This is a genomic window from Actinomadura fulvescens (genome assembly GCF_039533225.1).
In the GTDB taxonomy this organism is placed as follows: Bacteria; Actinomycetota; Actinomycetes; order Streptosporangiales; family Streptosporangiaceae; genus Spirillospora; species Spirillospora fulvescens.
This window is the reverse complement of sequence record NZ_BAAATD010000018.1, coordinates 161,796-174,435: the sequence shown is the minus strand read 5'-3', so window position 1 is coordinate 174,435 and position 12,640 is coordinate 161,796. Positions and strand designations below refer to the sequence as shown.

General features: G+C 69.5%; 11 protein-coding genes. 4 read left to right on the top strand and 7 right to left on the bottom strand.

The features are described from left to right. Window positions 1-645: 645 nt before the first annotated feature. The 3 genes from ABD333_RS42785 to ABD333_RS42775 form a co-directional block, all read right to left on the bottom strand. Window positions 646-1,038, bottom strand: a complete 393-nt coding sequence (locus tag ABD333_RS42785) for a hypothetical protein (RefSeq protein WP_344548387.1) — start codon at window positions 1,036-1,038, stop codon at window positions 646-648. Window positions 1,039-1,162: 124 nt separating this feature from the next. Next, window positions 1,163-1,447 carry a hypothetical protein gene (locus tag ABD333_RS42780; RefSeq protein WP_344548386.1) on the bottom strand — a complete coding sequence of 95 codons (285 nt, stop codon included), beginning with the start codon at window positions 1,445-1,447 and terminating at the stop codon, window positions 1,163-1,165. 16 nt (window positions 1,448-1,463) lie between these two features. Further along, the gene (locus tag ABD333_RS42775; protein WP_344548385.1) at window positions 1,464-1,655 is read right to left on the bottom strand and encodes a helix-turn-helix domain-containing protein; all 192 of its coding nucleotides are present in this window, start codon (window positions 1,653-1,655) and stop codon (window positions 1,464-1,466) included. Window positions 1,656-1,812: 157 nt separating this feature from the next. Here ABD333_RS42775 and ABD333_RS42770 point away from each other — a divergent pair, with 157 nt between their 5' ends. The 4 genes from ABD333_RS42770 (at window position 1,813) to galK (ending at window position 5,872) form a co-directional block, all read left to right on the top strand. Continuing rightward, window positions 1,813-2,469: a hypothetical protein gene (locus ABD333_RS42770; protein ID WP_344548384.1), complete on the top strand. Its 657-nt coding sequence runs from the start codon at window positions 1,813-1,815 to the stop codon at window positions 2,467-2,469. Window position 2,470: 1 nt separating this feature from the next. Next, a complete protein-coding gene (locus ABD333_RS42765) occupies window positions 2,471-3,673 on the top strand; it encodes a tyrosine-type recombinase/integrase (RefSeq protein ID WP_344548383.1) in 1,203 nt (400 codons plus the stop codon). 85 nt (window positions 3,674-3,758) lie between these two features. Beyond that, window positions 3,759-4,739, top strand: coding sequence for a UDP-glucose 4-epimerase GalE (gene galE / locus ABD333_RS42760; protein ID WP_344548382.1), 981 nt, complete (start codon window positions 3,759-3,761; stop codon window positions 4,737-4,739). Then, window positions 4,736-5,872, top strand: coding sequence for a galactokinase (gene galK, locus ABD333_RS42755; RefSeq protein ID WP_344548381.1), 1,137 nt, complete (start codon window positions 4,736-4,738; stop codon window positions 5,870-5,872). Before galE ends, galK begins: the two co-directional genes overlap by 4 nt. Here galK and ABD333_RS42750 read toward each other — a convergent pair. From ABD333_RS42750 to ABD333_RS42735, 4 genes are all read right to left on the bottom strand, one after another. Then, a complete protein-coding gene (locus tag ABD333_RS42750) occupies window positions 5,865-6,797 on the bottom strand; it encodes a COG1361 family protein (RefSeq protein WP_344548380.1) in 933 nt (310 codons plus the stop codon). The genes galK and ABD333_RS42750 overlap by 8 nt on opposite strands. Window positions 6,798-6,926: 129 nt before the next feature. Then, window positions 6,927-9,599, bottom strand: coding sequence for a hypothetical protein (locus tag ABD333_RS42745; RefSeq protein WP_344548379.1), 2,673 nt, complete (start codon window positions 9,597-9,599; stop codon window positions 6,927-6,929). Then, on the bottom strand, window positions 9,596-11,428 hold the full coding sequence (locus ABD333_RS42740) for an HSP90 family protein (RefSeq protein ID WP_344548378.1): 1,833 nt from the start codon (window positions 11,426-11,428) through the stop codon (window positions 9,596-9,598). Before ABD333_RS42740 ends, ABD333_RS42745 begins: the two co-directional genes overlap by 4 nt. Before the next feature lie 193 nt (window positions 11,429-11,621). Beyond that, on the bottom strand, window positions 11,622-12,611 hold the full coding sequence (locus ABD333_RS42735) for a malate dehydrogenase (protein ID WP_344548377.1): 990 nt from the start codon (window positions 12,609-12,611) through the stop codon (window positions 11,622-11,624). Between the last annotated feature and the right edge of the window lie 29 nt (window positions 12,612-12,640).

Genomic DNA, 12,640 nt, shown 5'->3' with positions numbered 1-12,640 from the left:
GGCCCGCCTGCACATCATCGCCGGCGACACCCCGAACGACAAGATCGACCAACAGCAACTCACCGCTTAACCTGCACAAACGGATCACGCGGTGGTCTCCTCTTACACCACTCCGCTGGACGTGACCTGACAGGCTAGTTTCTCGTACAATACTAATTGGATAGATCCTGTCTCTTCTGAGCTTCATAGCGCCGCTTGGCGCTAGCTCTGTCATTCCTCAGCTTGCCCTGACGGGCACAGACTTGAGAACAATAGACCCTCCAAGGACCCTTCTGGCCCCCACGGCCAGTAAGACGAACCAAGTGAGTAGCCATGCCGCAGTAGCGGCATTTGAACCTTTCAGTAACACAAGTTCTATAACTCTTGTTCTTTTGAGATTTAGACATGCCTGTCTCCTAGGTAGTAATCCGGCCGACCACTAGGCCGGATCCATCTATTTAGTAGATAGAGGTTGAATATGAAACTTATAAGAGATTCATTGGATAGAAGTTCTAGACCACCCTGGAGGGTGGTCATAACCTGACCCATCCGGAGAGATAAGAGAGTCATAAGAGTGGATCAGGTCGTTGCAGGTCAGAGCATCGTCGAGTCCGGGATTTGTGGAACGTCCGTCCACATCTGTAGGACTGACATGTCCAAGTGGGCTCATGCGGCGTTGCTCACCCAGCCTCCCCGAGCACTTCGGTGCATCGGGCACATGTCGTCGCGGCGCTTGAGGTTACGCGTCCACAGTTCAGCGGGTAGCCACAGACAGATCTCTCCGCCTCCACCACCGAGCAAGAGTCCGGCGGCCCGCAGCTTGGCAATCGTGTCGTACACCGTGGACCTCGATGCAGGCTTACGCGTGCCGTCCGGCAGCGTCCTACCCAGGATCTCCCGCAGCTCCCCCGGTTCGAAGATGGCGTGTCCGCCGTTGTTGGCCCGGCTCATGGCTGCCAGCAGTAGCCGCGCATCCTTCGACAGGTCTTGGCCAGCGCGGGCAGCCTGACCCGCGTACGTCTGGTACACGCTTCCGTAGTGCTCAATCCCTATGGACATCCGTCCTCCATACGAGTAGTGGGGCGTCCCGACCCCCAACGGCCGGGACGCCTGTCATAAGTAATCTCTACTGGCCTCTAGCTAGATACGAAGTGATCGCCTGTCTTAGCTGATCGGGTTCTTGCTAGAAGGGCATAGCATCGCCGCCTGGCAAGCTACTCCGATACAACTCTGCGGATTCTTCAAGGCTGTACTTTGGCTTAAGGTCACTTTCCGGAGAATCAAACTTCACGATTTCTGACTTGAAACCCGCGACGAGATCGCGGCGACTAAATACATCTTCTCCGTTCAAGTTCATAATGGGCACTCCTGCCGTGTTCAGGAGACTCCTTGTCTCCACTGGATCGATTCCCATCGCTTGGGACAGTTCGTAGACCAGGCCGATGTTCGGGTGACGTTCTTCGCTCATTGCCTGTCAGTCCCGTTCAGGCGGCTCGCTGCTTGTCGAGCCATGCATCCAGGTCCGAGCGCTTGACCCGGAGCAAACCCCCGAGCCGGACGAACGGGATGCCCTGGCTTCGCCAGTTGTCCCTAACCCATGACTCCTTCATCCCCAGGTAGGCAGCGACTTCCGGGGTCTCCATCAGCCGATCTGTGGGCGTGGGTGTGTTGCTCATGCGCTCTCCTCAGTTCAGTCGATCCAAGTAACTAAGCCAGCCGCCCGTGGGCCCGATCGTGCGGCTGAACCTCATACTGAAGTAACTAGGTACAGGCTGTCAAGCCTGTACTTGTATAGGCTGGCAAGCTGTCTGTGGTTGCTGTACGGTGTCGGTTGTGAGCGCAGACGAGACCAGTACCGAAGGCTTCACCTTCAGGCCTGCTGAAGAGATGGACGGCCGTGAGGGCATCGTGGCTATCGGCCGTGTTGGGGGGTGGGAAGTTCGAGCCTGGTGGCCACCAGGTGAGCATGGCGGCCCCCGGGACCTGCACATCGTTCCTGCTGAGGATGCACAGCCTCGCGACCTAGGACGTGGGATCACCACTGGCACCCTGCGGAGCATCCCGCTTGCCCGGTTGGCCGTGAAGGTGCGTGAGCTAGGTCCATCGCCCTACGAACCGACATGGGACGCGGACGATCCGGAGATGAAGCCGCGTCCCGAGGATGACCGCTACCTCCTGGGTGGAGCCCTGGACGTCATCACCGAACATGTCAACGCTGACCCGAACCCTGGACGCCGGGGGCGGCCCGACATCTTCCACGTTGCCGTAGCTCACGCCTACGCCGGGTATGCCGAGACCGGTTACCCCAACCCCGTGCAGATGCTTGCCGAGGCGACGGGCGTCGGGCGCCGCACCGCGTCCAACTGGGTCGTCCAGGCCAGAGCCGCCGGGATGCTCACCCAAGCGACCGAACGCCAACCAGGAGGAGCTCTGAGCGACAAGGCGATCTCCCTCATGGAACAGATGATCAAACCGAAGGAAGGGAACTGACTTGGCCGACAACTGGGAAGACACGACGCCTGATGGAATCTCTTGGCGCTGGAAGCGCAACCGCAAGGGCGAGAAGGTCAAGGGTGCCAACGGGCGGTACGTCAAGGTCTACGGGTGGCGCACCACCGTCAACGGCAAGGAGGAGCGCGTCAAGCCGTCTGAAGACCTGGAGCATGTGCGAGCGGAGCGGGATCGCATCCGCACCTCACGGCGCGAAGGCACGTTCGTAGATCGTAGGAAGGCAAAGATTCTCTTCAGGGACCAGGCTGCCAAGTGGCTCGCTTCCAAGACGGACATCGATCCGGACAGCAGCTACCGGACGTACAAGTCCCGACTAGAGAAGACGATCAACCCTCTAATCGGAGACACGCCGATGGCCCGGCTGACTCCCCAGGCGCTCCAAGACTTCGTGGACGCCCTACAGAGCCAAGGCAAGCACGCAGCGACCTACTTCACGCTGGTCTGCATGGTCATCCGCGATGCGATCGCCAAGGACATCATCGTCCGGAAAGACCCGAAGATCGGTGTCATCGTCCCGCCCAAGAAGGAGCGACAGCCCAAGTCGCTGAGCGCACAGCAGTTCGAGGCAGCCGAGAAGGCCATGGCTGCCGACGACAAGCTACGGACCATGTTCACGGTCCTTGCCGAAACGGGCGCCCGGGTGGGCGAGGTTCTGGGGCTGTGCGAAGACCAGATCGACACGGAGAGCGGAGAGATCCTCCTCGACCGGCAGATGGCCAAGCACCACAAGACGAAGGAGATCTACCTGAAGGAACCAAAGAGCAAGGCCGGATCGCGCCGAGTGCTGATGTCCCAGACACTCGCCCTAGCTCTCAAGGAGTGGCTGAAGGACAACCCACCGGCCGCCCACGTCATGCGGTTTCGGCGGCGGAACGGTGACGAAGAGATGCGGGCCGTGCGGCTCCTCTTCATCCGCTACGACGGCAAGCCGATGCTCCGGGATGACCTTCAACCCCTGTGGAAGAAGGCTTGCGACAGGGCCAAGGTTAAGATCACGCCTCATCAGCTCCGGCACACGATGGCGACCTTCCTCATCGGTGACGGTGTGGACGTGAAAACCGTTCAATCCGTGCTCGGGCACAGCAAGTCAAGCATCACACTGGACATGTACGCGGACCCCACAGACGCAGGCCGTCAGGCGGCCCGGCAATCCCTCAATCGGAGACGGATCAAGGCAGTATGATCCCTCGGGTCGTGGGGAATCAGTGGGGATTTAGCCGACCGGTTTCACGAAACCCCAGGTAGACCGACCAGGAAGGCCCTCATCCATGAAGCTTCTCGTCACCGGAGGCGCCGGCTACATCGGCAGCGTCGTCACCGCACTGCTGCTGGAGGCAGGGCACGAGGTGGTCGTGCTCGACGACCTGTCCACGGGGCACGAGGACGCGACCCCGGAGGGCGCCCGGCTGGTCCGGGGCACGCTGCGCGACAAGGCGTTCGAGGTGCTCGACGGCGCGGGCTTCGACGCGGTGCTGCACTTCGCGGCCAAGTCGCTCGTCGGCGAGTCGGTGGAGAAGCCGGGGCTGTACTGGGACAAGAACCTCGGCGAGGCGCTGGCGCTGCTGGACGCGATGCGCCGCACCGGCGTATCCAAGATCGTTTTCTCCTCGACGGCGGCGACCTACGGCGAGCCGGAGTCCACGCCGATCCTGGAGACCGACCCGACCCGGCCCACCAACCCGTACGGCGCGTCCAAGCTCGCGATCGACACGGCGCTGGCCGAGTACGCGCGGCTGTTCGGCCTGGGCGGCGTCTCGCTCCGCTACTTCAACGTGGCCGGAGCGTACGGCGCGTACGGCGAGCGCCACACCGTCGAAACGCACCTGATCCCGAACGTGCTCAAGGTGGCGCTGGGCGAGCGCGAGTCGGTCAGCGTGTTCGGCGAGGATTACCCCACGCCCGACGGCACCTGCGTCCGTGACTACGTGCACGTGATCGACCTGGGCGTGGCGCACCTGCTGGCGCTGGACGCGTGCGCGCCGGGCGAGGCGGGCTCCCCGGGCGCCGCGGGCGAGCACAAGATCTTCAACCTGGGCAGCGGCAGCGGCTACTCGGTCCGCGAGGTCATCGAGGTCTGCCGCGAGGTGACCGGGCACCCGATCCCGGCCGTGGTCAGCCCGCGCCGCGCCGGCGACCCGGCGGTGCTGGTGGCCTCGTCCGACAAGATCCGCTCGACGCTGGGCTGGAAGCCCGAACGCGACCTGCGGACCATGGTCACCGACGCCTGGGCCTTCATCCAGTCGCGATGAGCCCCGACCCGACCGCGCTCGCGGCGGCGTTCGGCGAGGCCTACCAGCGGGATCCCGAGGGTGTCTGGCACGCGCCCGGCCGCCTCAACCTGATCGGCGAGCACACCGACTACAACGACGGCTTCGTGCTGCCGTTCGCCCTGGCACGCGGCGTCTCGGTCGCCGCGGCCCGCCGTGCCGACGGTCTGCTGCACCTGCGGTCGCTCCAGGCCGCCGACCAGGGCGTCGTCGTGCCGGTGGACGGCGGTTCGCTGGAGGGGTGGGCCGCCTATCCGGCCGGGGTCGCCTGGCTGCTGCGCGAGCACGGCGCCGGCGGCGCCTCACTGCTGATCGACTCCGATCTGCCGGCCGGTGCGGGCCTGTCGTCCTCGGCGGCGCTGGAATGTGCGACCGCTCTGGCCCTCTGCGACCTCTACGGGATCGAGATCGACCGGCGCGAGCTGGCCTTGCTCGCCCAGCGGGCCGAGAACGAGCACGTGGGCGTGCCCTGCGGGATCATGGACCAGTCGGCGTCGCTGCTGTCCAGGGACGGCCACGCGCTCCTGCTCGACTGCCGTTCCGGCCTGAGCTCCCACGTCCCGTTCGACCCCGCCGCGTCCGGGCTGACCGTGCTGGTCGTCGACACCCGCGCGGCGCACACCCTGACCGCCGGGGAGTACGCGCGGCGCCGGGCCGAGTGCGAGGAGGCCGCCCGGCTGCTCGGCGTCCCGGCCCTCCGCGACGTCAAGGACCTCGCCGCGGCGCTCGGCTCCCTGGCGGATCCGGTGCTGCGCCGGCGCGTGCAGCACGTCGTCACCGAGAACCACCGGGTCGAGGCGGCCGTCGGCCTGCTGCGGGCGGGCGCGGTGGCGGAGCTGGGGTCGATGCTGACGGCGTCGCACCTGTCGCTGCGGGACCAGTTCGAGGTCTCGTGGCCCGAGGCGGACGTGGCGGTCGAGGAGGCGCTGCGCGCCGGGGCCCGGGGCGGCCGCATGATCGGCGGCGGTTTCGGCGGCTCGGCGATCGTGCTGACGGCCGCCGACCGCGCCGGGAACGTACGGGCGGCGATCGAGGACGCCTACGCCGCCCGGAGCTGGACGGCACCAGCGATCTTCGAGGCGGAGCCCGCTGCGGGAGCGCGTCGCGTCATCTGACGCGGGCGCCGCGCAACCGGGCGGTGACGGTGTTGTTGGCCGGGCGCCGGTCGCCGAGCCTGTGCGAGGCGGTGATCGCGTACTCCTGAACGAGGGCCCGCGCCGCCGGCGAGAAACGCGCCCGGACGTACAGGGTCCGCCGTGCTCCCACCGCCAGGTCGCCCAGCGAGCACCTCAGGAAGTGACCGCCCGCCGATCCGCCCGCCTTGCCGCCCGTCACCCGGCAGGCGGTGTCCCAGCTCCTCCACGGCTTGGCGAGCCGGGCTCCGTGCGCCCCCAGGTGCACCCTGACGCGCCGCGCCGGACGGGGCCCGCGGTTGACGACGGTGACCGCGAGCGTGAGCCTGCCGTCCGGCGGCATCCGGCGCGGTGCGGACACCCGCACCGCCACGTCGGTGCTCGGCGCGACCCTCATGACCGCGCGGGCCTGGTTGTTGCGCAGGACGGGATCGGCGGCGCTGCGCGCGTACGTCCGCGCCCTGACCCGGTACGAGCCGTGCGCGGACGGCTTCACTATCCCCAGGATGTGGACGGTGCGCGACGTTCCCGCGGCGAGGGCGGCGGGCGCGCACCTGAGCGTCCGCCCGCGTTCACGGCACCGGGGGTCGGAGACCTCGATGACGGCGATCCCGCGAGGCAGCCGCACCTTGGCCGCGGCGTCGCTGACGGCGGCCGGTCCCGCGTTGCGGAGCCGCACGGCGTAGTCGACGACGGAGCCGGTCCTGACCCGGCGGGACGGACCGGTGAGCTCCATCCGCAGGTCCGCCGCGGCCAGGGACGGCGGCACCTCGGCGGCCGCCGCCGGCCCGGTGGCGATCGATCCGGTGACCATCGGCACGGCGGTGACGGACAGAGCGGTGATCGACAGAGCCGTGATGGACAAGGCGGCGCCGGCTGAGCCGTGCGCGACCGGAACCCGACGCATGGAAGATCCACCCCGACCTGCGAAGGCGACGGCCGCCCACCGCGAGCCGGAAGGGCCGTACACCTCTACCCCCGTGTACGGAGTGAAGTCTATTGAATGCGTCTTGTCACCACAGGCGGACACGCAGAGTCATGCGAGTTCGTCTTGGATGCTGGAGCGCAGGCGCCGGGCGGCCTCAGCGGCCTCCCCCTCATCAAGGGCCGTGTAACCGTCGATGGCCTCGCCGACGCTGCGGAGCGCTTCGTCGTAGCGCGAGAGGTTGGCGAACAGGCGTGCCTCGTCGTACGCCACCATCGACCTCTCCCACGTCACAGCCGCCGGATTGCCGTCCGGCAGCGCGTCCAGACCGGTTCTGGCTCGTTCCATTTCGGCCAGAGCCTCGTCCGGCCGGCCGCTCCACAGATGGCAGAGCGCGCTGCGCCGCCGCGTACGGACGACACCGTAGGCGTCCCCGGCGTCGGCGAACGCCCCGGCGGACTCGGCGAACCGTTCCGCCGCCAGCGCGTCCTTGTCCAGCCCGGTCAGGACCTCGGCGGCGGACTCCAGGAGCCGCGCGGCGGCGGCGGGATCGGGGTCCTCACGCGCCAGCTCGGTGAAGAGGTCGGCGGCCTGCGGCTCACCGAGCTCCCGCTGGGAGTGGGCGAGGATGAAGCGGAGCCGGCGTTCGGCGCCCGGGTCGTCCAGCTGGGCCAGGACCGGGGCCGCCTCCTCGGCGACCTCGGCCGCCTCGAAGTGCCGTCCGGTCGTGTAGTAGGCCGCCGCCAGTTCGACCCGCACGTAGGCGGCCTGGGCGTGCGCCCCCTCGGCGGTATAACCCGCCACGGCCTCCACGAGGTCGGCCACCGCGTCCGCCGCCCGCTCGCATGACAGCAGGAGCGTGCCGCGCTCGGCGTGCGCGGCCAGCCGGAGCTGGGGCGGCACGGCGTGCGCCAGCGTCTCGTCGAACGCCGCGAGCGCCTCGTCCCGTCCTGCCGGGTCGTGCGAGAGCAGTCGCCCGAGCATGAAGGCCGCCTGGGCGAGCGGCTCGCGGTTCTCGGCGGTCCGCAGCGCGCCGCAGGCCCGCCGCAGCGCGGCCTCGGCCTCCTCGTCACGGCCGAGGCGGGCCAGCGCCTGAGCACGGTGAAGCTCCAGATCACCGATGTCGTACGGCCCGTCGGGGTCGAGACCGGCGAGCGTCTCGACCGCCTCCGCCGGCCTGTCCGCCTCCAGGTGGTGTCCGCTGAGCCGGAGCCGCGCGGTCATGGCGCGCCGCGTTCCCGGGGCGTGCTCGTCGAGGTACGCCACCGCGGCCGTGAGCAGCGGGACGCCCTCGTCGAGGCGGCCGAGACCCGCGAGGGTCCCGCCGATCCGGCTGAGGACGGAGTGCTGGAGGACGTGGTCCCCCGCCTCGGCGTGCAGCTCCGCCGCGCGCCGCCACTCGGCCAGCCCGGCCTCCGGTTCGCCGGTCATGAGCAGTTCGAGGCCCCGCCCGTCGGCGCGCTGAGCCCGCTGCGCCGTGGTGGGCTCGGCGCCGGCCGCCGCCAGGATCTCGTCGAAGCGCCGCCAGGCCGCCCGCGCCGCGTCCAGGTCACGGGCCTGCCATCGCTCGTTGCCCGCCGCCAGGAGCGCGTCGAGATCATCGACGTCGGCGTAGTCCGGGGCGGGGCGGCGGGCGGCCGCCGGCTCGGCGGGCGGCGCGCTCACGGCGCGGCGGTCGTGCGCGGTCAACGGCAGGTGATCGACGATCGGCCCGGCCGCGAGGAGCTCCCGGACGACGTCGCCCTGGTGCGTGCTGCCGTTGCGGGCGTCGAAGCGCGCGGCGAGCTCCGTGGCCCGCGCGGCCAGTTCGGCCGCCAGCTCGGCGGCGGGCACGTCCGCCGCCGCACGGTCGTCGTGCGCGGGACGGCGCAGCACGACCTCGCCAGCGTGGCCGGTCTCCTCCAGGCGGCGCAGCAGCAACGCGCCCGCGGCGGCGAACCGCATCGCCGAGTGCGGGCTCGGCGCCCGGTCCAGCCAGCCCAGATGGCGCTGGAGGATCTCCAGTCCCCGCGGCTCGTTGCCGGTCCGCGCGCAGAACTCGATGTGCTCGGCGATGTCGGCGAAGTCCGCGATGTTGGCCCGCATGATCCGGTAGCCGCGCCGGTGCGCGTCCCGCGCGTCCCCCAGGCGGCCCGTGCGGAGATAGACCGGAAGCAGCGCGGTGAGGATGCCCTGCGGCTGCTCGGTGCAGTTGAGCTCGGCGTTCAGCACGGGCGCCGCGATGGCCAGCGCCTCCTCGTCAGCGCCCCGCCTCGCGAGGTGATGGACCATCCCGGTCGGGTCGCACCCGGCGCAGTCCGACAGCTGGTCGCGGGGCGCCGCACGCCACCGCGCGAACCACTCGTCGGCCGCCCCGGCATCGCCCACATGACGCGCCACCACGTGCCGGTAGTGGAAGACCGCCTGCAGGCTGTGGCCGCTCAGCAGGTAGCGGCGCTCCATGTCGTCCAGGACGGCGTACGTCCGGTCGAGCGGGATCTCGGGAAAGAGGGTGAGGGAGTTCACCATCCACTTGAACTGCCAGAGCAGCCGGTGCTCCTCGTCGAACCGGCCCGGGTCGCGGTCGTGGTCGGACAGGCAGCGGCTGAACGTGGTGAACGCCTTCGCCGGCTCCCCGCCGTACTGGTAGGCCGTGGTCAGCTCCAACCGCACCCGGAACGCCAGCTCGGCGTCGCCCGCGGCCTCGGCCTGCCGGAGGGCGTCCTCCACGAGCACCGTCTTGGCCTCGCCGTACGGGAGCTCCCCCGCACGCGCCATCAGGTCATAGACGCGGTCGGCGCTCACGGTGTGTCCTCCGGGTCGTGCACGGCCCAGTCCAGCAGGCCGAGGAACGAACGGTTCAGCACGGCGGTGTCGACGGCGCGCAGCGGATGGTGGCCGAGCAGCAGCGCCTGCCCGTACAGCGCCTGCACCGCCAGCTCTACCAGGCCCTCGTCGGCGGCGCCGCCGGCCGGCGGCGGCGCGCCGGGTTTGATCATGGTGACGCGGCGGGTGAGGGGATTGCGATGGTTGAGGACCAGCTGCGGGCGGTCGCGTTCGGCCGCGTCGCCCATCGCGCCGAGCACGCCGCTCCAGAGGTCGTCGGCCAGCTCCCGGGCCTCCTCCAGCTCCGCCTGGTGCCGGGCCGCGCGGCTGCTGAGGTAGAGGGCGGGCAGCGACGGCGGATCGAAGTCGCGCAGGACGACCTCGCAGCCGAGCCGGTCGACGGCGCGCTGCGCGGCGGCGAGGAACGGCCGCAGCGCGAGCTCGGTACCCGGATCGAGCACCCCGAAGTGGGTGGTCAGCTCCGCCGGGTCGAGGCGCCGCAGCGCCACGTCCGGATCGATGTGCGGAAGCCGCTCGATGATCTCGGTGTCGTGGACGTAGCCGCCGTTCACCAGCCCGACGCCCTGGGCGGCGGAGACCGCCGACAACCGACGGAACTCCTCCACGCTCGTGGTGTAGCGGCCGTCGGCGTGGCGCTTGCGGAACTCCGCCAGCGTCATCGGACCGGCGGAGGTCTCGAACTCCAGCCAGCGGTCGACGATGCGCAACATGTCGTCGTCGTGCAGCGCCATGGCCTTGACGCCGAGCTGGTGCAGCCGCAGGAAACCGCGCAACCGCGCCGGATCGGTCTCCGACAACCGGACGAGCCACTGGCGCAGTCGCTCGCCGAGCGCGTCCCGGGTCGACTCCAGCAGCTCGTCCTCGTACAGCGCCTCACGGCTGGCCGTCGGCCGCAGCTCCCCCGCGTCCACCACGCAGCGCACGAAGAACGCCCACTCGGGCAGCAGGCCCTCGACGTTCTCGGCCAGCAGCATCCGCTTGAGGTAGACGCGGTGCGCGGCGCGCGCACTCGGCGTGACGGGTTGCGGAAGGACGAAGGCGACACCGGTGAGCCCGGCCTCGGGCACGCTGAGGTCGATCAGGTCGTACGGCTCGAAGCCGTACAGGTCACGGCAGTAGGCGTCGAGCGCCCGGCGGCGCCGCGCGGGGTCGGGGTACGCGGCCTGCCAGGGCGGTCCCTCCCGGGTGATCGTCGCCCCGTCCACGGTGAGCTCGACCGGCAGCAGCGAGCCGTACGCGCGGGCGAGCTCGGCGACGGTGGCGGGGCTGAGCAGGTCGGCCGAGCCGGGACGGGACCGCAGCGTGACGGTCGTGCCGGGCTCGTCGCGTTCACCGCGCTCGACCTGGTAGCGGCCGTCGGCGTAGCCGGTCCACCGGACGGCCGTCCCGCCGCCGCTGGGGCCACCGTCGCCCGCACGCGCCGACCGGGTCACGACCTCGATCTCGTCGGCGACCAGGAACGCCGAAAGCAGGCCGATCCCGAACTGGCCGAGGAAGTCGTGCCGTGCGAAGCCCAGCTCGTCCCGCTTGGACGAACGGCCGATGGTGGCGAGCAGCCGGTGGACCTCGTCCTCGGTGAGGCCGATCCCGTCGTCGTGGACGCGCAGCAGGCCGTCGCGCGTCTCGATGGTGACCGTTCCGCTCCCCGGGGCGGCCTCGCCGCGGGCCGTGATGGCGTCCACCGCGTTCTGCAGGAGCTCACGAAGGTAGACGCGGGGACTGGAGTACAGATGGCGGCTGAGCAGGTCCACCACGCCACGTAGATCGACTTGAAACGCCTGCTCCACCCGTTCGTCCTCCCGGCGAACGCCGCCACCCTCGGTACGCGTAACGGCTGACCCGTCACCTTATCGAGTGGTTGCGGGGCATCCCCGACATTTACGGCACTGTGCCGTCAACCGGATATCCCCATGCCCCCGGAGGCGGCGAGCCCCGGACCTCCCGGCCCGGGGCTCGCGTCACGTCAAGGTCGCCCCGACGTCAGATGAGGCCCAGCTTGCGCACCGCGTCGCGCTCCTCGGCCAGCTCGCCGACCGAGGCGTCGATGCGGGCACGGGAGAAGTCGTTGATCTCCAGCCCCTGGACGATCTCCCACCTGCCGTCCTTGGTGGTGACCGGGAACGACGAGATCAGGCCCTCGGGCACGCCGTAGGAACCGTCGGAGACGACCGCCATGGACGTCCAGTCGCCCTCGGCCGTGCCGTTGACCCAGGTGTGCACGTGGTCGACGGCGGCGGAGGCGGCCGAGGCGGCCGAGGACGCGCCCCGGGCCTCGATGATCGCGGCGCCGCGCTTGGCGACGGTGGGGATGAAGTCGTTCTCCAGCCACGCCTGGTCGTTGACGGTCTCGGCGGCGTTCTTGCTCGCGATCTCGGCGTGGAACACGTCCGGGTACTGGGTGGCCGAGTGGTTGCCCCAGATCGTCAGCTTCGTGATCTCGGAGACCGAGACGCCGGCCTTCTTGGACAGCTGGGCCAGCGCGCGGTTGTGGTCGAGACGGGTCATCGCCGTGAAGCGCTCGGCCGGTACGTCCGGGGCGTGCTGCTGGGCGATGAGGGCGTTGGTGTTGGCCGGGTTGCCCACGACCAGGACCTTGATGTCGTCCGCGGCGCCGGCGTTGATGGCCTCGCCCTGCGGCTTGAAGATGCCGCCGTTGGCCTCCAGCAGGTCGCCGCGCTCCATGCCCTTGGTACGGGGACGGGCGCCGACCAGCAGGGCGACGTTGGCGCCGGCGAAGGCCTGGGTGGCGTCGTCGAAGATGTCGATGCCGTCCAGCAGCGGGAAGGCGCAGTCGTCGAGCTCCATGGCGGTGCCCTCGGCGGCCTTGACCGCCTGCGGGATCTCCAGCAGGCGCAGGCGAACGGGCGTGTCGGCGCCGAGCAGCTGTCCGGACGCGATGCGGAACAGCAGCGCGTAGCCGATCTGGCCGGCGGCGCCGGTGACGGTGACGGTGACTGGGGTGCGAGCCATTGCCTTCTTCATCTCCTGCTGTGGCCTGA